At 60.9% G+C, this 22,751-nt stretch carries 20 protein-coding genes; 12 read left to right on the forward strand and 8 right to left on the reverse strand.

Features of this window, described 5'->3' with window-relative positions; genetic code table 11:
* Positions 1-43 precede the first annotated feature (43 nt).
* Positions 44-1,960 (reverse strand): molecular chaperone DnaK, encoded by a 1,917-nt coding sequence (gene dnaK, locus SynBMKMC1_RS14390; protein ID WP_011934399.1) that lies wholly within the window; start codon positions 1,958-1,960, stop codon positions 44-46.
* A 123-nt stretch (positions 1,961-2,083) separates the two neighbouring features.
* Between dnaK and SynBMKMC1_RS14395 the strand changes: the two genes are divergently transcribed.
* The 4 genes from SynBMKMC1_RS14395 to SynBMKMC1_RS14410 all read left to right on the forward strand — a co-directional run bounded on the left by SynBMKMC1_RS14395 (position 2,084) and on the right by SynBMKMC1_RS14410 (position 4,368).
* On the forward strand, positions 2,084-2,977 hold the full coding sequence (locus SynBMKMC1_RS14395; protein ID WP_186472237.1) for a shikimate dehydrogenase: 894 nt from the start codon (positions 2,084-2,086) through the stop codon (positions 2,975-2,977).
* A gap of 53 nt (positions 2,978-3,030) precedes the next feature.
* Positions 3,031-3,495: a Tic20 family protein gene (locus SynBMKMC1_RS14400; RefSeq protein ID WP_011934401.1), complete on the forward strand. Its 465-nt coding sequence runs from the start codon at positions 3,031-3,033 to the stop codon at positions 3,493-3,495.
* A gap of 80 nt (positions 3,496-3,575) precedes the next feature.
* A complete protein-coding gene (rpsF, locus tag SynBMKMC1_RS14405; RefSeq protein WP_186472238.1) occupies positions 3,576-3,947 on the forward strand; it encodes a 30S ribosomal protein S6 in 372 nt (123 codons plus the stop codon).
* 43 nt (positions 3,948-3,990) lie between these two features.
* Entirely contained in the window at positions 3,991-4,368 is a 378-nt protein-coding gene (locus SynBMKMC1_RS14410) for a hypothetical protein (protein WP_011934403.1), read from the forward strand.
* Between the two features lie 8 nt (positions 4,369-4,376).
* On the opposite strand, the gene SynBMKMC1_RS14415 is transcribed toward SynBMKMC1_RS14410, so the two are convergent.
* Both SynBMKMC1_RS14415 and SynBMKMC1_RS14420 read right to left on the reverse strand, forming a co-directional pair.
* A complete protein-coding gene (locus SynBMKMC1_RS14415) occupies positions 4,377-5,582 on the reverse strand; it encodes an argininosuccinate synthase (protein ID WP_011934404.1) in 1,206 nt (401 codons plus the stop codon).
* Positions 5,582-5,806 (reverse strand): hypothetical protein, encoded by a 225-nt coding sequence (locus SynBMKMC1_RS14420; protein ID WP_011934405.1) that lies wholly within the window; start codon positions 5,804-5,806, stop codon positions 5,582-5,584. The genes SynBMKMC1_RS14415 and SynBMKMC1_RS14420 overlap by 1 nt, the downstream gene beginning before the upstream one ends.
* Positions 5,807-5,876: 70 nt before the next feature.
* Here SynBMKMC1_RS14420 and SynBMKMC1_RS14425 point away from each other — a divergent pair, with 70 nt between their 5' ends.
* The 4 genes from SynBMKMC1_RS14425 (at position 5,877) to SynBMKMC1_RS14440 (ending at position 8,692) form a co-directional block, all read left to right on the forward strand.
* Positions 5,877-6,128 carry a DUF3134 family protein gene (locus SynBMKMC1_RS14425; protein WP_011934406.1) on the forward strand — a complete coding sequence of 84 codons (252 nt, stop codon included), beginning with the start codon at positions 5,877-5,879 and terminating at the stop codon, positions 6,126-6,128.
* 84 nt (positions 6,129-6,212) lie between these two features.
* Positions 6,213-7,256, forward strand: a complete 1,044-nt coding sequence (gene mraY / locus SynBMKMC1_RS14430) for a phospho-N-acetylmuramoyl-pentapeptide-transferase (RefSeq protein WP_370593959.1) — start codon at positions 6,213-6,215, stop codon at positions 7,254-7,256.
* Between the two features lie 9 nt (positions 7,257-7,265).
* Positions 7,266-7,514, forward strand: a complete 249-nt coding sequence (locus SynBMKMC1_RS14435; RefSeq protein ID WP_011934408.1) for a hypothetical protein — start codon at positions 7,266-7,268, stop codon at positions 7,512-7,514.
* Positions 7,515-7,525: 11 nt separating this feature from the next.
* Complete coding sequence (locus SynBMKMC1_RS14440; RefSeq protein WP_186472239.1) at positions 7,526-8,692, forward strand: calcium:proton antiporter; 1,167 nt, start codon at positions 7,526-7,528, stop codon at positions 8,690-8,692.
* A gap of 29 nt (positions 8,693-8,721) precedes the next feature.
* Here SynBMKMC1_RS14440 and SynBMKMC1_RS14445 read toward each other — a convergent pair whose 3' ends face one another.
* Positions 8,722-8,901, reverse strand: coding sequence for a hypothetical protein (locus tag SynBMKMC1_RS14445; RefSeq protein ID WP_011934410.1), 180 nt, complete (start codon positions 8,899-8,901; stop codon positions 8,722-8,724).
* 44 nt (positions 8,902-8,945) lie between these two features.
* Between SynBMKMC1_RS14445 and purT the strand changes: the two genes are divergently transcribed.
* A complete protein-coding gene (purT, locus tag SynBMKMC1_RS14450; RefSeq protein ID WP_186472240.1) occupies positions 8,946-10,115 on the forward strand; it encodes a formate-dependent phosphoribosylglycinamide formyltransferase in 1,170 nt (389 codons plus the stop codon).
* Here purT and SynBMKMC1_RS14455 read toward each other — a convergent pair.
* The 4 genes from SynBMKMC1_RS14455 to recN all read right to left on the reverse strand — a co-directional run bounded on the left by SynBMKMC1_RS14455 (position 10,100) and on the right by recN (position 18,733).
* A complete protein-coding gene (locus tag SynBMKMC1_RS14455) occupies positions 10,100-12,268 on the reverse strand; it encodes an HAD family hydrolase (RefSeq protein WP_186472241.1) in 2,169 nt (722 codons plus the stop codon). The two genes, purT and SynBMKMC1_RS14455, sit on opposite strands and share 16 nt — an antisense overlap.
* A gap of 227 nt (positions 12,269-12,495) precedes the next feature.
* Positions 12,496-14,016, reverse strand: coding sequence for an alpha/beta fold hydrolase (locus SynBMKMC1_RS14460; protein WP_186472242.1), 1,521 nt, complete (start codon positions 14,014-14,016; stop codon positions 12,496-12,498).
* Positions 14,016-16,997: an excinuclease ABC subunit UvrA gene (uvrA, locus tag SynBMKMC1_RS14465; RefSeq protein ID WP_186472243.1), complete on the reverse strand. Its 2,982-nt coding sequence runs from the start codon at positions 16,995-16,997 to the stop codon at positions 14,016-14,018. The genes SynBMKMC1_RS14460 and uvrA overlap by 1 nt, the downstream gene beginning before the upstream one ends.
* Positions 16,998-17,044: 47 nt before the next feature.
* On the reverse strand, positions 17,045-18,733 hold the full coding sequence (recN, locus tag SynBMKMC1_RS14470) for a DNA repair protein RecN (protein WP_186472244.1): 1,689 nt from the start codon (positions 18,731-18,733) through the stop codon (positions 17,045-17,047).
* A gap of 78 nt (positions 18,734-18,811) precedes the next feature.
* Between recN and SynBMKMC1_RS14475 the strand changes: the two genes are divergently transcribed.
* The 3 genes from SynBMKMC1_RS14475 to thrC are packed head-to-tail and all read left to right on the forward strand — an operon-like array spanning position 18,812 to position 22,445.
* Positions 18,812-20,677, forward strand: a complete 1,866-nt coding sequence (locus tag SynBMKMC1_RS14475; protein WP_011934416.1) for an AarF/ABC1/UbiB kinase family protein — start codon at positions 18,812-18,814, stop codon at positions 20,675-20,677.
* A gap of 23 nt (positions 20,678-20,700) precedes the next feature.
* Positions 20,701-21,285 carry an alpha/beta hydrolase gene (locus SynBMKMC1_RS14480; protein ID WP_186472245.1) on the forward strand — a complete coding sequence of 195 codons (585 nt, stop codon included), beginning with the start codon at positions 20,701-20,703 and terminating at the stop codon, positions 21,283-21,285.
* A gap of 53 nt (positions 21,286-21,338) precedes the next feature.
* Positions 21,339-22,445, forward strand: a complete 1,107-nt coding sequence (thrC, locus tag SynBMKMC1_RS14485; protein WP_186472246.1) for a threonine synthase — start codon at positions 21,339-21,341, stop codon at positions 22,443-22,445.
* The last annotated feature ends 306 nt before the right edge of the window (positions 22,446-22,751 follow it).

Below are 22,751 nucleotides of genomic sequence, written 5' to 3' on the forward strand. Positions count from 1 at the left end.
GGGGGCCTTGCGGCCCCCTTTCTTTGTGATCAATGCGAAGGACTCACTTGGTTTCAGTGAATTCGGCATCGATGACGTCGTCACCGGCATCGGATGATCCTCCCGCTGCACCAGCTCCGGCTCCAGCGTCTGCACCGGGCGCAGCACCGGCTGCGGCACCTTCTTGCTGGTAAACGGAGGCACCCACGGTGTAGAGCTCCTGCTGCAGTTCCTCCAGCAGGGTCTTCATGGCGTCGTAGTCCTCCTTCTCGGTGGCCTCCTTGAGCTTGGTGCGCTTCTCCTCCACCTTGGCCTTGGCCGCATCGTCGACTTTGTCGCCGAGCTCGCCCATCTGCTTCTCTGCCTGATACACCAGGGTTTCAGCCTGGTTCTTGAGGTCGATCCGCTCGCGCTTCTCCTTGTCAGCGCTGGCGTTGGCTTCAGCATCCTTCACCATCTTGTCCACCTCGGAATCGCTCAGGGTGGACGCACCGGTGATGGAGATGGACTGCTCCTTGCCGCTGCCCTTGTCCTTGGCCGTGACGCTGAGAATGCCGTTGGCATCGATGTCGAAGGTCACTTCGATCTGGGGCACGCCGCGGGGAGCCGCAGGAATGCCGTCGAGACGGAAGGTTCCCAGACTCTTGTTGTCGGACGCCATCTCGCGCTCACCCTGGAGCACGTGAATCTCCACATTGGTCTGACCGTCCACGGCCGTGGAGTAGGTCTCCGATTTCTTGGTGGGGACCGTGGTGTTACGGGTGATCATCTTGGTCATCACCCCACCGAGGGTTTCCACACCCAGGGACAGAGGCGTGACATCCAGCAGCAGGATGTCCTTCACCTCACCTGCGAGCACGCCGCCCTGAATGGCAGCTCCCACGGCCACCACCTCATCGGGGTTCACCGTCTGATTGGGATCCTTGCTGGTAACGCGCTTGACCAGCTCCAGCACGGCAGGGATGCGGGTGGAACCACCCACCATCACGATCTCATCGAGCTCGCCGGAGGACAGCTTGGCGTCCTTGAGAGCCTGCTCCACAGGAATGCGACAGCGGTCGATCAGGTTGGAGGCGAGCTCTTCGAACTTGCCGCGGGTGAGTGTGAGGTCGAGATGCTTCGGGCCTTCAGGCGTTGCCGTGATGAACGGCAGGTTGATCTCGCTCTGGGTGGCACTGGAGAGCTCGATCTTGGCCTTTTCAGCCGCTTCGGTGAGGCGCTGAAGAGCCTGCTTGTCCTGACGCAGATCAATGCCCTCGTTGGCCTTGAAGCTGTCGGCCAGGTGATCAACGATCACCTTGTCGAAGTCATCACCACCGAGGTGGGTGTCGCCGGAGGTGGACAGCACCTCGAAGACCCCGTCACCCACCTCGAGCACGGACACGTCGAAGGTGCCGCCGCCCAGGTCAAACACCAGGATGCGCTCGTTGCTCTTCTTGTCGAGGCCGTAGGCCAGCGCAGCCGCGGTGGGCTCGTTGATGATGCGCAGCACCTCGAGACCGGCGATCTTGCCGGCATCCTTGGTGGCCTGACGCTGGGAGTCGTTGAAGTAAGCAGGAACGGTGATCACCGCCTGGGTGACGGTTTCTCCCAGATATTTGCCGGCATCCTCCGCCAGCTTGCGCAGCACCTGGGCGCTCACCTCTTCAGGGGCGAATTGCTTGTCGAGAACGGGGCACTTCACCTTCACGTTCGAGCCGGCCTTCTCAACGCCGTAGCTCACTTCCTTGGACTCCTCATTCACCTCATCGACCCGCCGGCCGATGAAACGCTTCACGGAATAAAAGGTGTTGTCGGGGTTCATCACCGCCTGGCGCTTGGCGATCTGACCCACCAGCTGATCCTGGTTCTTGGTGTAGGCCACCACCGAGGGCGTGGTGCGGAAGCCTTCGGCGTTGGCGATCACGGTGGGCTTGCCGCCCTCCATCACCGACACACAGCTATTGGTGGTTCCGAGATCGATGCCGACAACTTTTCCCATTCGGTGCCTCCAGACTCCGCGAAATGACTGATTAGATCTTTCGCATCTTCGTCAGAGGAAACGCCTGCAGGCGAGGTGTGGTTCCCGAACAGGCAGGCTGGTGAGCAGACACAGAACGGCACGATGATCAGCGGAACCACCGGTCTGATCGGCCTGTTGGGGCAACCGGTGCGTCACTCGCTCTCACCGGCGATGCACAATGCCGCCCTCGACGCCATGGGGCTTGATTGGCGCTACATGGCACTGCCCTGTGCGCAGTCGGATCTGGGGTCTGTGCTCAGCGGCCTCAGAGCCGTGAACTGCCGCGGCCTGAACGTCACCATCCCGCACAAGCAGGCCGTGGCCTCCCACTGCACGGAGCTGAGTGCTCTGGCCTCGCGTCTCCAAGCCGTGAACACCCTCATCCCTGCCGACAACGGCGGCTGGTACGGCCACAACACCGACGCTGAGGGATTTCTGGCTCCTCTGCAGGACACGTCAGAGGCGTGGCGCGGCGGCACGGCGGTTGTGCTGGGATGCGGTGGCAGTGCCCGTGCTGTTGTGGCAGGGCTTCAGCAACTGCCCCTGAACGCCATCCATATCGCCGGACGACGGGACACTGCACTGGCAGCCTTCTTGAGTGATCTGCGCCAACCCGCCGAGGAGGAGACAGTCCCCCTGGTTGGCATCCCCCTTGAGGAAAGCCGGATCCGGGAGCTTCTCACCCAGGCCTGCCTTGTGGTGAACACCACTCCCGTGGGGATGGAGGGGCACCAGGACGGAAGCACCATGCCCCTGAGTCAGGACATCTGGAACGATCTCGAGGCGAAGACAACGCTCTATGACCTCATCTACACGCCAAGACCGACGCCCTGGCTGACGCTGGGGGCAGAACGGGGTTGCCGCACCATCGATGGCCTGGAAATGCTGGTCCAACAGGGCGCAGCATCCCTGCGCCGCTGGAGCGGTTGCTCCACGGTGCCGGTGGACGTGATGCGCCAGGCGGCTCTCAACTGCCTCGCCTCAACGCGGCGCTGAGCCTCTGCATCCCCAGACGCCGGGCCTACGCTCAACGCGTTCAAGCCGCGGTCATGTCCATCCCTTCCTGGCAACGGTTCCTGGGTCTTCTGGCCTATCTCCTTCCCTGGAGTGACGCGATTCCCTTCGGAGGTCACCTGATGGGGCAGTTTCCTTGGCTGCAGTGGCTGACCCTGCCCGCGTTGCCGATCGCCCTTCTGGAGCAGGGAATCCCCTTCGGCAACCTGCTGATCTTCTTCCTGCTGTTCCTAGCCGTGGTGCGCAACCCGGCTGTGCCCTATTTCATCCGCTTCAACACCCTGCAGGCGTTGCTGGTGGACATCATCGTTGTGCTGCTCGGGTATGCCTTCATGATTCTCCTGCAGCCTTTGGGCAGCGGTTTGATGTTGAGAACCCTCTCCAGCACGGTGGTGATTGCTGTTCTGGCCGTTGTGATCTTTGCGCTCGTGGAGTGCATCCGCGGCCGAGAGCCCGATCTGCCGGGCCTGAGCCAGGCCGTCCGCATGCAGCTCTACTGAAGCTGTCAACCCCAAGGGGATAGGCTGTTGGATCCGTCGCTCACCCGGGTGAGCCATCAGTCCCTGTCGGAGCTGTCTCCATGACCCAGCAGCCTTATTACGAGACCATGTACATCCTCCGGCCGGACATTCCGGAAGAGGAGGTTGAATCCCATCTGACCAAGTACCGCGACATCCTGGTGGAAGCGGGCGCTGATGTGCTCGACAACCAGATGCGTGGCAAGCGTCGCCTGGCCTATCCGATCGCCAAGCACAAGGAAGGCATCTACGTGCAGCTCAGCCACAACGGTGATGGCCAGCAGGTGGCCGTCCTCGAGAAGGTGATGCGTCTCAGCGAGGATGTGATTCGTTATCTGACGGTGAAGCAGGAAGGACCTCTGCCCGCACCGCGCGTGGTTCCCGGCTCCGAGCCCGCCGCTCCCCAACCGGAAACCACTGAAACCTCTGCCTGAACCAGGGATTGTGGAAGTCGTGACCGGGCGATAGCGTCCGGTCATGCACCCCCAGGACCCCTCCCACCAGGCTCCGGTACCCCTTTGGCATCCCCAGCCTGAGGCTGGCGAAGCCAACACCGCCGACGATGCAGCGATCCGTGCTTTGAAGCAACGCATCGCTGATCTCGAGCAGACCGTGCATGACTACGAAGTGCTGCTCGAAGAGCTGCCGGACCTGTTCGAGCGCAAATTCCAGCAGCGGCTTGAACCACTGCTGGAACGTTATCGACTGCTTGCCAGAGCCCAGCAACTGCTCGAAAGCCCTGCTCCTGGATTGATTGCGGAGCCAAACACCAACGAACAACGCTCTCGCTTGTTCCGCTGGCGCTCAGAACCGCGTCGCGGCGAACGGCCAGCGGATTTGGATGCTGCGGCCTGAACCAGGCTTCAACGGCGACGGGCGGCTGACCAGAGACGAATGGGCAGACCCCAGACATAAATGAAGCCTTCAGCGGCCCGGTGATCAAACTGATCTTCGCTGCCGTAGGAGGCCATTTCAGGCACGTAAAGGCTGCTGTCGCTGGACCCCCGTCCAGTGACGATGGCATTGCCCTTGTGCAGGCGCAGCCGCACCACGCCGTTCACTTCGCTCTGGGTGCGGTCCATGAAGCCATCGAGGGCCTCCTTGAGCGGACCAAACCACAGTCCTTGATACACCAAATCAGCCCACTGCATCTCCAGCTGCCGCTTGGTGCGGAGCACATCGGCGGCAAGGGTGAGACTCTCCAGTTCCTGGTGGGCCTGGATCAAGAGAAGCAAACCCGGCGTTTCGTAGATCTCCCGGCTCTTGATGCCCACCACCCGGTTCTCGATCATGTCGAGTCGACCGATGCCATGGGATCCAGCCAAACGGTTGGCTTCTCGGATCAAGGCAACAGGATCGAGTCGCTGGCCGTTGATGCTCACAGGGTTGCCAGCCTCGAAGGCGATCTCGATCTCTTCAGCCTCCGAGGGCGCCGCATCGATGGACACCGTCATGGCGAACACTTCTTCAGGGGGAGCCTGCATCGGATCCTCCAGAGGGCCGGCTTCAACGCTGCGACCAAGCAGATTGAGATCGATGGAATAAGGAGATTTCTTGCTCACCGGTGCTGGCAAACCGCAGCGTTCGCCGTAGGCAATCGTTTCCTCCCTGCTCATTCCCCACTCCCTGGCTGGCGTGAGCACCTTGAGATCGGGAGCCAAGGCGGCAATCGCCACATCAAAACGCACCTGGTCGTTGCCCTTGCCCGTGCATCCATGGGCCACAGCATCCGCGCCAACCTCCCGCGCCACTTCCACAAGCCGCCGGGCAATCAACGGACGGGCCAGGGCCGTGGACAAGGGGTAACGACCCTCGTAAAGGGCATTGGCACGGATGGCAGGAAAGGCGAACTCTTCGATGAACGGCTGTATGAGATCACCCACCAGAGACTGACTGGCGCCAGCCTCCAGAGCCTTGCGCCGAATCGGCTCCAGCTCGTCGCCCTGGCCGAGGTCAGCGGCAAACGTGATCACCTCCTCGACTCCCCACTCCTGCTTGAGATACGGAATGCAAACACTCGTATCCACGCCACCGGAATAAGCGAGCACAACCTTCTTGGCGCGTCCCATCAAGCGGACTCCTGATCTGTATCGGACTGCTCCGATTCTCCACTCCCGCGGGACGACCACAGCAACCAGAGGGTGATCAACAGGGCAGGGGCCAGCACCAGCGCCAGCGCCGCACCCGATCGGACCTGCAGAGGCTCAGGGTGGCGTGCACCCCACAGGCGCAATGCTGCACTGAAAAGCAGTGCTCCTCCCCAGAGAAATCCAAGCCAACCCGCTTTGTTCAAGGAACTGTCACGGACTGTCTTCTATGATGACGGATTGGCTCCAGAGATCTTGTCCTCAGCCCTCACGGACATGAGCGCCCTTGACGGCGTCAATCCAGCTCTCACCCGCTACGGCCGAAAGGACCCCGCTCCGGTGCTTCCCCTGCGGGAAGAGCCTGATCTGTTGAGCTGGCTCGAAACCAGTGGGCGACTGGTGGAAGATGAGGAATCCAGCTCACCGGAAGTGAGCACCGTGGAAGAGGAAGAACTGTCCGCTCTCATGGGTGAGAAAGAGGACTACAACGCTGCGGATGAGCAGAACGAGGAAAACTGGGAAGACTGATTTAACGTCCAGCCGATTTGCGGTTGGGTTTTGAGCGACGCTTCAGACCAGACATCCCGTCTTGATGGCCGGTGGCCTGCTGCCATTCTGATCGGCGCCGTCATCAGCGCGGCCTTCGTCGCCGACCGCTTGATCCCCAACAGCCTGTTGAGCCTGCCGCTAATGGCGGCAATCCTGGTATCAACACTGATCACCTGGTGGGGAGTCCCCCGGTTGCGCGCCCTGAAGATGGGGCAAGTGATCCGCACAGAAGGTCCCCAGGGCCACCTCAGCAAATCCGGAACGCCCACGATGGGCGGTCTGCTGGTGGTGCCCGTTGGTGTGATCATCGGGGGGCTCGTGAGCAGCGAAGGGCGCAGCGCGCAGCAGCTTCTGGCCATTGCACTGGTGACCCTGGCGTACATGGTCATCGGTGGTGTGGATGACTGGAGCAGCCTCACCAAACGCACCAACACCGGCCTCACGCCTCGGGGCAAACTGCTGCTGCAAGCCACAGCAGCCGTGCTGTTCCTGGGCTGGGCCGGTTGGCAAGGCTGGATTGCGGGCACGGTGAGCCTGCCCTTCAATCTCGACCTTCCCCTCCACTGGCTGATCTGGCCCCTGGCGCTGTTTGTTTTTCTCGCCGAGAGCAACGCCACCAACCTCACCGATGGCCTCGATGGTCTGGCCTCCGGCTGCGGAGCACTGGTGTTCACCGGTCTGGCCCTGCAACTGATGCTTCGCGGCAATGCCGGCGATCCGGCGCTGGCGGGATTTTGCATGGCCATGGCTGGATGCTGGCTGGGATTTCTGATCCACAACCGCAATCCCGCCAAGGTGTTCATGGGAGATACAGGCTCTCTGGCAATGGGAGCAGCGCTCAGTGCCGTGGCCCTGCTCTCCGACAGTCTCTGGCCCCTGCTTCTCATGGGCGGGGTCTTTCTCGCCGAGTCCGTTTCAGTGATCGTGCAGGTGTGGGTGTTTAAAGCCACCAAAGGGGCCGATGGTCAGGGGCGCCGCGTCTTCCGGATGGCACCGCTGCATCACCATTTCGAGCTCGGTGGAACGCCGGAGCAGGTGGTGGTGCCCTTGTTCTGGCTGGTTACGGCAGGTCTGGTCATGCTGGGGCTTGGGCTTCACCCCCGCTGATCCAACCCCATGAGTTATTTCACCTGGAAGGATGCCGGCCTGACCTCCGACTGCGCCAGTCTCGAGGCGATGGCCTCCCGCTTTGAGGAAGCGGCCCGGCTGATGCGCCGGATGGCTGACCAAGGCTTTGTTTTGGAGCGAAACAACGGAGCGCAACGCATCAACCACACCGATGCCGCGGTGTTCAACGCCTGGGGATTCGTGGATGAAGAACCGGCTGTGCGGCAGCTCACGCTGATGCAGGACCTGGACTCCTGAGCAACCCGCTGATGCATCGCACCCTGCGCAACTCCGTCAGCCTGCTGAGAAGCAATTACGCCACCACCTGGTCGCTGCTTCTGCTTCCAGCCGTGGCAGCGGCGGTGATCCAACCGGGATCGCCCGAAAGCACCCTGGGGCTGCTTCTGCGCTTTCTGGCCTTCGGAGTCGCTTTGGTTCCCCTGGCCAGGGTGATCTCCATCCTCGTGGATCAACTGAGCGAACACCTCGGCGATCGCTACAGCGGCGTGGTGAGTGTGGGGCTGGGGAACCTGGTGGAACTGGTGGTGAGCATCACAGCCCTCGCCAGCGGTCTGTACCGGCTTGTGGTGATCTCCGTGGCCGGTGCGGTGATCACGAACTGCCTCCTGGTGCTGGGCATCAGCACCTTCGTGGCAGGACGCCGGGAGCAACATGTTCAGATCGACGCCCGCAGCACCAACCTGCAGGCTCGCCAATTGATGCTGAGCCTTCTGTTTCTGGCAGTACCCACCATCTTCAGCCTGGGCCGAGGCCTGAATCCGATGGAAGGCACCGATCAGCTGGACAACGTTGCGGTGTACTCGCTTGTGGTGGCGGTGATGATCCTTCTTTATTACGTGCTGTCCTTCGTGCTGCAGCTGGGAACCCACCGGTCCTTTTTCAGCCGCTCCCAGGATCAGCAACGTCTGGCAGCGGTGCAAAACGCTGTTTTGCCAAGCGTTGCTGAAGGCCATCCACGCCAGGGCATCGCAGCCATCCTGATCGCCATGGTGGTGGTGAGCAGCGCCGTGGTGCTGGTCTCCGACCCTCTCGTGGAGACCCTGGAAGTTCTGCTCAAAAACAGTCCCCTGGGTGAACTCTTCATTGGATTGATCCTGCTGCCGCTGTTCGGCTCCACGGCAGAAGGGGTGATCTCCATCGGAGCCTCCGCAAAAGGGCGTATGGATCTGGCGATCACCAGCACCCTCGAATCCAGCGGCCAGCTGATGATGTTCGTGTTGCCGATGTTGGTGCTGTTGGGCTGGCCCATGGGTCGGTATCTGCTTCTGAGCGTGCCACTGATCGCCCTCGGGTGCACTGGATTTGCTGTTGTTGCCGTGCACTGGATCACGGAAAACAATCAACTGGATTGGTACGAGGGAATTCAATTGATCACGCTTTACGGCGTGATCGTGCTTGGCACTCTTCTTCTCTGAGGAATTTGCAGGCTCCCCCCAGCCCTCAATCAAGACCTCGTTCTGAGGGCTCCCACCAGCCAAACCACCACAAACGCCAGAAGGGACACACCCAGATAAATCAGCGCCCACTTCTGAACCGTGGCGATCTCCCAACCAAACAGAAGACCATCCGCCGCATCGCCAGCTGTTGTGAAGCCAATCGTGGTGACGTTCAAGAGATTGGCCATCAGGCACAAGGAGAGGATGGGTCCATGCTGCCGGGAAACCCTCCATGACGACGTTGCCAGCCAAAGTTCTGCTGCTGGGGAGCGGTGAACTGGGCAAAGAGGTGGCCATTGCCGCCCAGCGCCTGGGATGCCATGTGATCGCCTGCGATCGTTACGCCGACGCGCCGGCCATGCAGGTGGCCGATGAAGCGGAAGTACTGGCGATGACCGACCGAGAAGCGCTGTTGGAGGTGGTGCGCCGGCACAAACCCACGGTTGTGATTCCAGAGATCGAAGCGCTGGCCGTGAATGCCCTCGCTGAACTGGAGGATGAAGGTCTCACCGTGATTCCGACGGCGCGTGCAACGGCCGTCACCATGAATCGCGATCGCATCCGTGATCTCGCCGCGGGTGAACTGGCTTTGCGCACTGCGCGCTTCGCCTATGCCGCCAGTGCTGAAGAACTGCACGCCGAGGCTCCGGCCCTGGGCTGGCCCGTGGTGGTGAAACCGGTAATGAGCTCCTCCGGCAAAGGCCAGAGCGTTGTGGATGGACCGGAGGGACTGAATGAGGCCTGGGAGGCGGCCATGGCCAATGCAAGGGGAACCTCCACCCACGTGATTGTGGAGGAATTCCTGCGCTTCGATCTGGAGATCACCCTGCTCACCATCCGCCAGCGGGATGGCTCCACGCTTTTCTGCCCGCCCATCGGCCATGAACAGGCCCGTGGCGATTACCAATGCAGTTGGCAACCAGCTGCTCTCAGCGACAAACAGCTGAGTGAGGCCCAAGCCATGGCGCGCACCGTGACCGACAACCTTGGAGGCGCCGGACTGTTCGGTGTGGAATTCTTTCTCTGTGGAGACGAGGTGATCTTCTCCGAGCTGTCACCCCGCCCCCATGACACAGGCCTGGTGACCTTGATCAGCCAGAACCTCAACGAATTTGAACTGCACCTGCGCGCGGTGCTGGGGCTGCCGATCCCTGCAATCCGCTGCGCCGATGCCGCGGCCAGCCGCGTCATCCTCGCGGACAAGCACGGCAGCCGGGTGACCTACAGCGGCATGGAAGAGGCACTCCAAGAAAGCGAAACCAGTGTGTTTCTTTTCGGCAAACGCGACGCCCGACTGGGACGGCGGATGGGAGTGGCGTTAGCCCGCGGGGAGCATCAGGCCGAGGCCCGTGCCAAGGCCGACCGCAGCGCAGCGGCCGTACACCTTCACATCGAAGACTGATCCACTCGCGCGCGTGCACTCAGAAAGCGATAGTGCTGCAGTCCTTCCAGAACGCCAGACAGACGCGCGCGATCGGCGAAGTACACCCTCTGCAACTGGCGGCAGCCATCGAGGCAGGGGTCATGGTCCGAGGGAATCACCGCTGCCGGAAGGCCTTGAACCAACTCAAGGTCTCCCTGCTGACTGGCGACAACCAGAAAACGATCCAGTGGAAGCGCCCAGCGCAGAGAGAGAAAACGCATGGCTTCGCTGCGGGAGGCCCGCAGCGGCAGCACATCCAGGTACCAATGGCAGCGAAGGTTGGGACGGGCCGCTTGATGCTGCTGCCGGAGACGCTGACGGATCAGAGGCAGCACGGCAGGTCCTGGCTGCCTGAGCAGGTAACTGACCTTGAAAGGGCCTTGATTGTCCGCGGCTTGCAGGGTGATGTGATCGCCTAAATCAGCCAGTGCCCTCTCCACACCCTCGCGCTGCCAGTCCACACCGATCTCAGCGGCCCAAAGACGGTCAGATTGATCCTCCTGGCCATAGTGAATCTCTGTTCCGGCCTGGGTGATCCAGACGGACGGCTCCGGTAGCTGCAGTTCGGTAAAGCGCTGCCTGGCAGCTGCCAGAGACCGACCCGTGATGATGCCGAGTCCAGGCCCCATGGACCGACCTGGCGACGCACTGAGCTGATGACGCAGCGCCTGCAATGCCTCAGCGTCGGGTTGTTCGAGGCTGGTGTCGAGATCGAGCAGGAGCAGGCGATCACCCAAAGGATTGGCTTGGGCAACGGGTCGCTCAAGCAGTTTCACCGCTGCAGCGGAGGTGCTGAGACGTCCTTGCATCAACGCCAGATAACTGCAGACATGGGCGTCCCAGCTGTAGTGACGACTGACCGCCTCCACCCCGTTGTCACTCCAGCGCCGCCAACGCCCGCAATCCGATCCAGCGCGTTCAAGGCCATCCTGCAGAGACTCGCGGTCGGTGACATCCACCAGCAAGCCGTTGTCGCAGCGGCGATGGATATCGCGGGGGCCTCCGTCGTCTGTGGCCACCATGGGCAGTCCGGAGGCAGCCGCCTCCAGCAGGGTCAAACCGAACGGCTCCGTGAGGGCGGGATTGACGAATAGTCCTCCGCGCTCCGCAGCCCAGCGATAAATCGCCGGGACCTGATCCCGACGATGGTGCTTGGGATAAGCAACTGATCCGTAGAGGTCGTAGCGGTCGACCAGATCGAAGATCTGCTGAAACACCTCCCGGTGCTGCCGATCCATCTGGCGAGAGTCATCGCGATTCCCCAGCACCAGAACGAGATTGTGACGCTCGCGCAGAACCGAGGATCGTCCAAACGCTTCCACGAGTGCGGGAATGTTCTTGCGCCGATCAGCCCGGCAGATAGCCAGGAGCGGGGGTCGCTGGGGCTCACGCAGAAACGACTGCATCATTGCCGAAACATCCGCTGATTCCTGCGGCGTGCTGCGGGGATGGAACCGTCGTGCATCAACACCAGGGGGGACGACATCAGCACGATCGGAATGAAACCGCCCGTAGCGGGAGTACTGGTGATCACGCTCCTGCCGGGTGCTGGTGATCACGAGATCCGCATGGGCGAGAGCCAGTTCTTCCGCATCAATGCGACGACTGATCGAGTAGGTCTGCTCGATCTGCTCACGATCACCACCTGCCGCCAATAATCGGCGCAACTTTTCCCGTCCAAGGGAATGCCCCGTGAAGACGAGCGGCAGTCCCAGACGGCGACTCACCAGGGCGCCCACGTAACCGGCATCGGCGTAATGCGCATGAATCCAATCCGGCCGGCGATCACGCGCTTGCAGCTGAACCACCAGCTGATCCGCCAGCTCATCGAGATGGGGCCAAAGCTGTTCCTTACGCAGATACCGCTTTGGACCAAAACTGAGACGACGAATGCTCGCCCCGGGGGCAATGGATTCCTCAACTCGGGCGTAATCCGCTGAGACGCGACGGTCCTGAATCAGCCGGGTCACCACTTCGACGTGATCAACCTCAGCGCGAGCGGCAAGACTTCGGACCAGTTCAAGAACATAAAGGGTCTGACCGCCGGTATCAGCATCCCGTCCCAACTCCAGATCGTGGGAACGGAACAAACCATGAAGATGAAGATGAAGCAGATTCAGTCCCACGTTCATCCTCCGCAGCAGTCAGGAAAAGTCCTGATGGATTCATCAATGGATAAAGGGTCCAACCAGTAACAAAGATGAAAACAATCTGAGAAAGTGCAGCAAACGATCTCCTCGATCAGGCCATACGCCTTTGCTGAAACGGGTTTCCTGGGAATGAGCCTGAGATGCGATTGACTTCAGATATCGACATACCAACAGCACACTTCACAACACTTGTGTTGCCGAGGTTGTGATCAGAGCTGACCACTCACATCCACAAGCCGCCGATCGGGGTGGCCCCAACGACCGGCATCAAAGGTGAACGATGACGTCACAGTCATCTGCTGATTGATCCAAGCCAGCACAACTGGCCCGATCACAGCCTTCGGAGCCTGACCGCGAACAGCGCGCAGATTGAAATGGGTGCCACCATCCACCAACACCAAACGATGTCCGAGTCGGGCAGCCTGGGTATCGCGCATGGGTGACACGGCTTCCGGACCTGACGGAACAATCCAGTCGCGGGTTCCGCTGATCAACAAAACCTTCGGGCGAGAAGATCGCTGTCCGTTCACCGAGTCCAGGGACTGAACGGGATCAAACAAAAGCCGCATCGGTGGACTCACCGCCACAACCGTTTTCACCCGGGAATCGGCAACGCCTGCTTTGTTGATGCCTGAAAGCCAACTGCACTGCAACACCCAACTGATGTTGCGCTCAGGATCCCGGGGATCACGGCAGCGCGCTTTCAACTTCTGGTCCGTTGGGATGCCACCGGCCAACTGAAGCGCCGTCGTGGCTCCCCACGAGTGGCCAACCACTGCCACTTCCTTGGTGTTGAGGTCACGACCAGCGAGAACCCGACCTTGTTCCACAGCCGTCAGCAGCGCTGACACATCCAGAGGACGCAATCGCAGCTCTTCCGGACCCGGTGGCGGCCGATCACCGGCCAACATCGCCCGTTGCTGTTCAAAATTGCTGCCTGGATGATCCGGCAGCAGAACCACATAACCCTTGGCAGCGAGAACCTCAGCCCAAGCTTCGAACGACTCCGGGTCATCCCAGAGACCATGGGAGATGACCACCAGCCGTTGGTTGCCCGCACCCTGTGGCTTCAGCACCAGAACGCGCAGAGGCTCGTCACGGTGCTGCACCGACACGCGAATGACCTCTCGCGTCCATGACGGATCTTGCAAGGATTCGAACAACTCAGACGACACCGGAGCAGCGGAGCCGGCCTTCACAAGCTCCAGGCCATCGCTTTGATTGGCCACCAAGCGATTGACCGCTTCTGCAAGCTTGGAGAGATCGATCGACGCTTCTTCGCCAGGGAGTTGATGGAGAAAGCCGAGGAGATTGTTCTGATCGTTGTCGTAAGCGCGCCTCAATGCCTTCGTGAGCATTGATCCACTGCTGTCGAAAGGCACCCCCTCGAGATTGACGATGAAGGCAGCAGCGTTCAGTGCCTGCTCCAACAGAGGCTGGCCGGTGGAGCCCTCCAAAAGCCCTCGCAGCTCCGCCGGGAGTGGGCTCAGAAACACTGTCTTGAGCAAAGCGAGCAGTCGACCCTCGGACGCGCGGTCGAGGTCGACAAGATCCGGGCTGGATTGAATGACCTCCTCAACCGATCGACCCTCTCCAAGATTGATGGTGAAATCGACGCCCAGATAGGGCATCCGCAACACAAGCCGCTCCAGTGCGGACGCGGGCAATCCGCTCAGCACAACTGCGGCGGAGGCTGCGATCGCCGTAAAGACAGAACGGATGGGGCGCATCAGGCCGCAAGGGGAACGTCGACTTCAGGGGGATGTTGCTCCAGAACCTTGGCCAGATAACGACCCGTGTGACTGGTGGGATGCTGGGCCACCTCTTCAGGCGTGCCGCAGGCCACGATCTGCCCACCTTTGTCACCCCCTTCCGGGCCGAGATCGATCAACCAGTCGGAACAACGGATCACATCGAGGTTGTGTTCAATGCAGATGATCGAATTGCCCTTATCCACCAGACGCTGCATCACATCCATCAGCTTGTGCACGTCGTAGAAGCTGAGGCCGGTGGTGGGCTCGTCAATCAAATAGAGCGTCTTGCCCGTGGCCCGTTTGGACAGCTCGGTTGCCAACTTCACCCGCTGGGCTTCACCCCCAGACAACGTGGGCGCAGGCTGGCCCAGCTTCACGTAACCGAGACCGACATCCACAAGCGTGCGCAGGCGATCCGCTGCCTGGGGAATGGCGGAAAACACATCCGCTGCCTGTTCCACCGTCATCTGCAGAACGTCAGCAATCGTGAAACCTTTGTAGGTGACCTGAAGGGTCTCACGGTTGAAGCGCGCTCCCTTGCAGACATCGCACTGCACATACACATCCGGGAGGAAATTCATCTCGATGACATTCACCCCCTGACCTCGGCAGGCCTCACAACGCCCTCCCTTCACGTTGAAGCTGAATTGACCAACCTGATAGCCGCGGGCCTTGGCCTCAACCGTGGCGGCAAACACCTGGCGGATCGGATCAAAGGCTCCGGTGTAGGTGGCTGGATTGGAGCGGGGAGTCCGGCCGATCGGTGACTGATCGATCACGATCACTTTGTCGATGGATTTAATGCCCCTGAGTTCACCAAGGCCATTGGGAAACGGCACCTTGTGGCCCAGACCATGCTCGAGGGCGGGATGCAGCAGTTCGTTCACCAAGGTGCTTTTGCCGCTGCCGCTCACCCCGGTGACCGACACCAGACGGCCCAGCGGAAATTCAACACTCAGATCGGTGAGATTGTTGCGTGCACAGTTGAGCAGCTTGAGGCTGCGCGTCCCAGCCGAACGCCGCTCTGAGGGCGTTGGAATACTGCGACGGCCGCTGAGATAGGCACCAGTCAGCGACTCTTCAGCGGTCAAAAGATCCTCAAGAGATCCTTCCGCCACGATGTGCCCGCCATGAACCCCCGCACCAGGGCCGATGTCCACCAGGTGATCGGCGGCGCGGATGGTGTCTTCGTCGTGTTCGACGACCACCAGGGTGTTGCCGAGATCACGCAGGCGCTCAAGCGTGGCCAGCAAGCGGTCGTTGTCGCGCTGGTGGAGGCCAATGCTCGGCTCGTCGAGCACATACAGAACACCAGTCAGGCCAGCGCCGATCTGGGTGGCGAGACGGATGCGCTGGGCTTCACCACCGGAGAGGGTCATCGCAGGCCGATCGAGGCTGAGGTAATCCAGGCCCACATCGAGGAGAAAACGCAGGCGCATGCGGATCTCGCGCAGCACCAGGTCACCGATCTGAATCTGACGATCCGTGAGCAACGGTTCGCTGGCTTCAAAGGCCCCCACACCCATCAGCCGCTCAATGCGCTCCAGGGTCTGGCCAACGCTGACGGCGGTGAGTTCCGTGATCCGGTAGGGACCGACGCGCACAGCGAGGGCTTCAGGCCTCAAACGCTGCCCGGCACAGCTGGCGCAGGGCACCAGCTCCAGGTATTTCTCCAGCTTCTGACGCATGGCCTCACCGCTGGCGTCCCGTAACTGACGCTCCAGGATCGGCAGGATGCCTTCGAAAGGCCGCTCGTATCCGCCTTTGCCTTTGCGATAACGGCTGTCGGCCTGGATCAGAATCGGATCCCGACTTCCATTGAGCAAAACGTCCTGCTGCTCTTCGGTGAGATCGTTCCAAGGCGTTTTGATCTCAAATCCGAACGCCTCACCCACTGAATACAGCAGGGAAAAGTAATAGGAATTGTCTTTTTCCGCCCAGGGCGCAACGGCCGCATACACGGGCAACGATGGATCAGGAATCACCCGCTCTGCGGTGAACTTGCGCAGATGCCCAATGCCATGACAGGCATCACAGGCTCCGTAGGGACTGTTGAAGGAAAACAGCCGCGGCGACAGTTCTTCCATCACGGCCCCATGCTCAGGACACGCGAAGTTTTCGGAGTAAAGACGCTCCCGCTCCACGCCTTCGGGGAGCTCCTCGTCCTTCTTCGGAACCACCTCAACGATGGCTAGACCATCGCCCCGCTTCAGCGCTGTCCTCAGGGAATCCGTGAGTCGCTCCTGAATGCCGTCGCGGGCCACCAGGCGATCCACCACCACCTCGATGCTGTGCTGGTGGTTCTTATCGAGCTCAATGTTGTCGGCGAGCTCGCGCACTTCTCCATCGATGCGCACGCGAGCGAATCCTTCAGCCGCAAGGCCACTGATCAACTTGCTGTGCGTGCCCTTTTTGCCTCGCACCAGCGGCGTCAACAGCTGGTAGCGGGTGCCTTCGGGAAGGGTGAGGATCTGATCCACCATCTCATCGATGGTCTGGGGCCGGATCGCCCGATCACATTGCGGACAGTGCGGTTCTCCAGCCCGGCCGAAGAGAAGTCGCAGGTAATCCTGAATCTCGGTGACGGTCCCCACGGTGGACCTGGGATTGTGGCTCGTGGATTTCTGATCGATCGAGATAGCCGGTGAAAGCCCCTCGATGGCATCCACATCGGGCTTATCCACCTGACCCAGAAACTGGCGCGCATAAGCCGAGAGACTCTCGACATAACGGCGCTGACCCTCAGCAAAAATCGTGTCGAAAGCCAGGGAGCTCTTACCGCTGCCGCTCACCCCGGTGAACACCACCATCTTGTTGCGAGGGATGGTGACGTCGACATTCTTGAGATTGTGCTGACGGGCGCCACGCACCCGAATCACATCCTCAAGGCTTCCTCCACTGAGGTTGACGGGCCTGGAACCCGACAGGGCCTTCGATTTGGGAGCAGGGCGTCCCATAGGGAGGAACCTCGTCAGCAAGAGAGTCTACGGAGATCAAATCGGATTCAGGCCGCGCCCTGATCCAGAAGGCTGGCCGCATAAGCCTGGGCCTCTTCACGGTCGCCGCCAGCCAGTTCCGCCAGTTCCCGCTGGCGCTCCTGAGTGTCCCGCAGGTGGGACACTCGCGAGCGGGTGATACCGGCGGAAACGTCCTTGCTGACGCGGAAGTGATGATCAGCAACCGCAGCCACGAGGGGTTGATGGGTCACGCAGAACACCTGACGATGGCGTGACAAGGTGCGCAGCAGATCGGCCATGGCCCCGCTCACCCTGCCGCTCACACCGGTGTCGATCTCATCGAAAAGAAGGGTGCTGGATCCATCGACCTTGGCCAACGACGTTTTGAGAGCCAGCAGAAAACGCGACATCTCACCGCCTGAAGCCACCTCCACCAATGGAGCCATCGGCTGACCGGGGTTTGCCGAAAACAGGAAGCAAACGGCATCGGCCCCAAAGTCCCCGGGATCGACAGGCTCGATCTTCACTTCAAAACGCACATTGGCCAGTCCCATCGGACGCAGCGTGGCCATCAGATCGGTCTGCAGCTGTTGGGCCGCGGCCTCTCGACAACGCGTCAGCGAGGCATTGTGTTGATCGCGATCCGCACGGGCGGCGAGCTCTTGCTCCTGCAAGCGGCGCAGGAGATCCTCCGAACCACCAGCCTCCTGGCGTTCGCGCAACGCATCGCGCTGCTGAATCAGAGCCGCCAGATCCTGGCGGTGGCGACGTTCAAGTCGCTTGAGCAGCGACAACCGATCCTGAAGGACCGCCAAGCGTTCAGGGTCGCTCTCCAACGACGTGCCGTAACGCTCCAGCGAACGAATCAGATCCTGAACACCAGCTTCAAGGTCGACGCAGCGTTCCGTCCAGGGTTGCAGGGAAGCGTCCATGGCCTGCATCAACTGCAATTCATGGGTGCAGGCGAGGAGATGATCCAGAACCGATGGAGCCTGATCAGCTCCGTCTTGCAGACGACCAATCAAGGCGGAGAGACCCTCCAGCAAGCGCACGCCATGCACCAGGCGGTCCTGCTCCAACTCCAGCTGCGCGATCTCCTCTGGATCATCGAGAGCAGCCTGTTCAAGCTCCAGGAGCAATGCCTCGAGCTCATCGCGTTGCTGTTCCAGCTGCAGACGGTCGGATTCGGCCTGATGGAGGGCATCGCGACAACGCTGCCAGTGCAGCCAACTGCGTCGCACGTCGCCAAGCGTCGATTCCAACTCCGCACCACCGAGACGATCCAACCAGCGGCGCTGCTGTCCGGGTCGCGCCAGCTGCTGGGTCTGTCCTTGCACGGTGAGATCGATCAACAGAGGGCGCAACTCGAGCAGCTGCTGCCGGTTGACCACCACCCCGTTTAAGCGGGAGCGACTGCTGAGACGGTCGTCCTGACGACGCCATTCGCGGCTGACCACCAGCTCAGGCTCTCCATCATCGAGCTGGTGGCGCTCCAACCAGCGCTGGCCGCTGGCACCAACCCGGAAACTCGCTTCGATCAGAGCACGGTCGCAACCGCTGCGCAGCAGTCGCGCGGCAGCGGACGCCTGCATGCCGCCCAACACGGCATCCAATGCATCAAGAAGAATGGATTTGCCCGCGCCGGTTTCACCGGTCAGCACGGAAAAACCCTGATCAAACGCCAGATCCAGGCTATCGATCAATGCGATGTTTTGGAGTCGCAAACCGGTGAGCACGGCAAGCCCCGGTGGTCGTGCTGACCGTAGCGGTGGCTCAGCTCGTTTAGAAGGGGGGTGAACCTGGCAACTCGGCCCGTGGCCCCACAGGAACTTGGAGATTTCATCGAAGCCTCGGGTCTGCTCACCTACGACCCTGCAGCGATCACCCGGATCTATGCCGGTCACCCGCAACGGCTGCTGAGGCGTCTCTGGCAGACCCTGGTGCCCATCGGCCTGTTCCTGCTGGGCGTGGGCACCGACAAAGTGCTCGGGCTGCTGAGCGATCAGAAACGGGCGCGGGCAAGAGCCAGGGAATTCGCGAACCTGTTGGTGGATCTCGGCCCAGCCTTCATCAAAGCGGGCCAGGCGTTGTCCACCCGTCCGGACATCGTGCCCCCAGTGCTGCTGGAAGAACTCGCCCAGCTGCAGGATCAACTGCCGGGTTTCGACAGCGACCTGGCGATGGCTTGCATCGAGGAAGACCTCGGAGCGCCCGTGGATGACATTTACGAAACCCTCGAGCGGGAACCGATTTCCGCAGCGTCGCTCGGACAGGTGCATCGCGGAGTGCTGAAAAACGGCCAGCGCGTGGCCGTGAAGGTTCAGCGACCGGGCCTGCGGGAGCAGATCACTCTTGATCTCTACATCGTGCGCAACATCGCCGCCTGGCTGAACTCCAACATCGGCCTGATCCGCAGTGATCTCGTGGCCCTGATCGATGAACTGGGGCGCCGGGTGTTCGAGGAGATGGACTACCTCAATGAGGCCAGCAATGCCGAACGATTCAGCGAACTGCACAGCCACAACCCACGGATCGCTGTTCCTCTCATCTTTCGGGAAGCCACCAGCCGCCGGGTGCTCACGATGGAATGGATCGATGGGGTGAAGCTCACCAATCTCGAAGCGGTGCGCGAGCTGGGCATCGATCCCGATGACATGGTGGAAGTGGGCGTGAGCTGCAGCCTGCAGCAATTGCTGGAACACGGCTTCTTTCATGCCGATCCCCATCCCGGCAATCTGCTGGCCCTCGAAGACGGCCGGCTCTGCTATCTCGACTTCGGGATGATGAGTGAGGTGACCCGTGAATCACGGACGGGGCTGATTCAGGCCGTGGTCCACCTGGTGAACCGCAATTTCGGCAAACTCTCCAAGGATTTCGTCAGCCTCGGATTTCTTGCGGAGGATGTGAATCTCGAGCCGATCGTCCCCGCCTTCGAAACCGTGTTCAGCCAGGCTTTGGAGGCCGGTGTGAGCCGGATGGACTTCAAAGCGGTCACCGATGACCTCTCAGGGGTGATGTACAAATTCCCCTTCAGGGTCCCTCCTTACTACGCCCTGATCATCCGATCCCTGGTCACCCTCGAGGGCATTGCTCTGAGTGTGGATTCCGATTTCAAGATTCTCGGTGCCGCCTACCCGTATTTCGCCAGACGACTGATGGAGGATCCCGATCCCCAGTTGCGGATGAGTCTGCGGGAAATGCTGTTCGATGGCGACATCTTCCGCTGGACCCGTCTGGAAAATCTGGTTGCCAGTGCCGCCAGCCAGGATCAACTCGATCTCGAGGCGCTTCTGGATCAGGTTCTCGATTTCCTCTTCTCAGCCAATGGCGGCATGCTGCGCCGTCAACTGGTGGATGCCGTCGCGGATCGCCTCGATGCCCTGAGCTGGATGACCCTGCAACGGATCGGACGGCGCCTGCCCCGTCCTCTGCAGCCGCCCATGCTTCTGGAGGCAAGCGACAGCTTCGACCAAAGCACCTATCTCGATCTTGAGCCGATCAGGCAGCTGATCGCCGTTCTGCAGCAACTGCCTGGGTTCAGCCCTGATCTGGTGTTCAGCCGTCTACCCCGTCTGATTCGTGAACCGGATGCAAGGCGCATGGGTGTGGAACTGGCTCAAGGTTTAGCCGAACGAGGAGTTGTCCGTTTGGTGAGGGCAGCCGCTGGTGTCTCCCCCTAAATTCCAGTCGCTGAGACTCCGTCATGCCCGCACGTTCACGTCTGCGTCACCACGCACTGGCTACGGGCTCAGCCCTGGCACTCACCCTGCTCAACTGTTTTCAACCTGTTCGTGCGGCTGAAGATGTGGCCCTCGTCAGTGGTGCCTTCATCCGCTCGATCAGCGTCGCCGATCTGGCCTATCTGGCGGAAACCGGAGAGGCCCGCGGTTTGCTCTCCGATCTTTTGCGTCTTGGCAAACAAGATCCAGAGAACGTGGCCAAATTGCTCAACCAGGAATTGGATCTTCCGCTGGTGCTCACCAGCCGTCTGATGTCCACCAAGATCGGCGATGTCATTCTGAAGCGCGTCGCGAAGATCGTTTATCCGCTGCGCGTTCCCGAACCTTCCGTGAGTGTTCCGGCCATTCGCGCTGGGGTGATCAACGGTCTGCAGATCGGTGAAGGGGGCCTCAACATGATCAAGTTCCTGGAGGCCTACCCCGCAGAGGTGATGGAGATCAACCTTCCCGCCCTGATGGCCGCCATCGAAAAAGCTGAATCGATTGCCGAGCTGGTGACCTTCTTCTCCAACTCGCCCCTCGATGGCCTGAAGGAGAGCGGTCAGTAAACCCGCCGGCGAGGATCGCCACATAGATTCCTCTGGACGAGAGCCCTGCACAGGTGTCAGTGATCAACGCCTTACGCCGCCGTTTTTCCCCGGCACCAGTCCTTCAAGACTGGCCAGGTCTGATCGAGGCCTATCGGCCTTGGCTACCCGTCACGACGTCAACCCCCGTGGTCACCCTTCGCGAAGGCGCCACTCCCCTCATTCCTGTGCCCTCAGTGGCCGAACGCATCGGCCGCGATGTGAAGGTGTTCGTCAAATATGACGGCCTGAACCCCACGGGGTCCTTCAAGGACCGGGGCATGACCATGGCGATCAGCAAAGCGAAAGAAGCCCATTGCGAGGCTGTGATCTGCGCCAGCACTGGAAACACATCCGCCGCTGCGGCTGCGTACGCACGCCGCGCTGGCATGCGCGCTTTTGTGCTGATCCCCGACGGATACGTGGCCCAAGGAAAACTGGCTCAAGCCCTGGTGTACGGCGCCGAGGTGCTGGCCATCCGTGGCAATTTCGACCGGGCTCTGGACATCGTCCGCGAAGTGTCTGATCAGTTCCCAGTCACCCTGGTGAACTCCGTGAACCCTTTCCGTCTGCAGGGACAGAAAACAGCGGCCTTCGAAGTGATCGATGCCCTGGGCGATGCGCCTGATTGGCTGTGCATTCCCATGGGCAACGCGGGCAATATCACTGCTTATTGGATGGGCTTCCAGGAGTACAACCAGGCAGGGCGCAGCCGCAAACTGCCCAGAATGATGGGCTTCCAGGCCAGTGGCTCCGCCCCTCTGGTGAACAACACCACGGTGACGGATCCGGACACGATCGCCACAGCCATCCGCATCGGTAATCCTGTGAACCGCGAGAAAGCGATTGCCGCCCGCCAAGCCAGCCAGGGTGACTTCCTCGACGTCACCGATGCAGAGATCATTGAGGCCTACAAGCTGCTCGGCGGGCAGGAAGGGATTTTCTGTGAGCCGGCAAGCGCTGCTTCGGTGGCCGGCCTGCTCAAAAGAAAAGACGAGGTGCCAACCGGAGCCACGGTGGTGTGCGTGCTCACCGGAAACGGACTGAAAGACCCGGATTGCGCCATCAACAACAACGACGCGGCCTTCCACACCGACCTTGATCCCGATCTCGGAACCGTGGCCCGTGTGATGGGCTTCTGATTGCAGTCCAAGGCCATCCCGCCGCACCGGACTGAACCTTCCCCCCTGAAACCAGGGGGGTTTTTTTGTGGGTTGACACACCTCAGCCCAACCAAACCAGCGGCAACCAGATGGAGAACTGCCTGGGGACATCCAGGCAGAACCCCCTCAATTGATGGGGGGAAACATGTTGAAACCTCACCATCCCGGAACCGGCTGGAATTCCTCAGCCTGTTGAAACAGTGGAGAACGGCACGCGTTCCTCAACGACCGATCGAATTCCCCCATGCCTGTGCAGAGTGAAACCCTGTGCCACGAGCGTGAATG

The sequence above is a fragment of the Synechococcus sp. BMK-MC-1 genome (genome assembly GCF_014279955.1).
Classification (GTDB): Bacteria; Cyanobacteriota; Cyanobacteriia; order PCC-6307; family Cyanobiaceae; genus Synechococcus_C.

Bases quoted from the DNA above. Each gene is read 5' to 3' on its own strand.
- purT (WP_186472240.1), top strand. From the start codon at position 8,946: ATGACGACGTTGCCAGCCAAAGTTCTGCTGCTGGGGAGCGGTGAACTG.
- SynBMKMC1_RS14425 (WP_011934406.1), top strand. From the start codon at position 5,877: ATGAGCGCCCTTGACGGCGTCAATCCAGCTCTCACCCGCTACGGCCGA.
- SynBMKMC1_RS14445 (WP_011934410.1), bottom strand. From the start codon at position 8,901: ATGGCCAATCTCTTGAACGTCACCACGATTGGCTTCACAACAGCTGGC.
- uvrA (WP_186472243.1), bottom strand. From the start codon at position 16,997: ATGGGACGCCCTGCTCCCAAATCGAAGGCCCTGTCGGGTTCCAGGCCC.
- SynBMKMC1_RS14480 (WP_186472245.1), top strand. From the start codon at position 20,701: ATGCCCGCACGTTCACGTCTGCGTCACCACGCACTGGCTACGGGCTCA.
- SynBMKMC1_RS14400 (WP_011934401.1), top strand. From the start codon at position 3,031: ATGTCCATCCCTTCCTGGCAACGGTTCCTGGGTCTTCTGGCCTATCTC.
- SynBMKMC1_RS14455 (WP_186472241.1), bottom strand. From the start codon at position 12,268: ATGAACGTGGGACTGAATCTGCTTCATCTTCATCTTCATGGTTTGTTC.
- dnaK (WP_011934399.1), bottom strand. From the start codon at position 1,960: ATGGGAAAAGTTGTCGGCATCGATCTCGGAACCACCAATAGCTGTGTG.
- SynBMKMC1_RS14395 (WP_186472237.1), top strand. From the start codon at position 2,084: ATGATCAGCGGAACCACCGGTCTGATCGGCCTGTTGGGGCAACCGGTG.
- SynBMKMC1_RS14410 (WP_011934403.1), top strand. From the start codon at position 3,991: ATGCACCCCCAGGACCCCTCCCACCAGGCTCCGGTACCCCTTTGGCAT.
- SynBMKMC1_RS14435 (WP_011934408.1), top strand. From the start codon at position 7,266: ATGAGTTATTTCACCTGGAAGGATGCCGGCCTGACCTCCGACTGCGCC.
- rpsF (WP_186472238.1), top strand. From the start codon at position 3,576: ATGACCCAGCAGCCTTATTACGAGACCATGTACATCCTCCGGCCGGAC.
- SynBMKMC1_RS14440 (WP_186472239.1), top strand. From the start codon at position 7,526: ATGCATCGCACCCTGCGCAACTCCGTCAGCCTGCTGAGAAGCAATTAC.
- SynBMKMC1_RS14415 (WP_011934404.1), bottom strand. From the start codon at position 5,582: ATGGGACGCGCCAAGAAGGTTGTGCTCGCTTATTCCGGTGGCGTGGAT.
- SynBMKMC1_RS14460 (WP_186472242.1), bottom strand. From the start codon at position 14,016: ATGCGCCCCATCCGTTCTGTCTTTACGGCGATCGCAGCCTCCGCCGCA.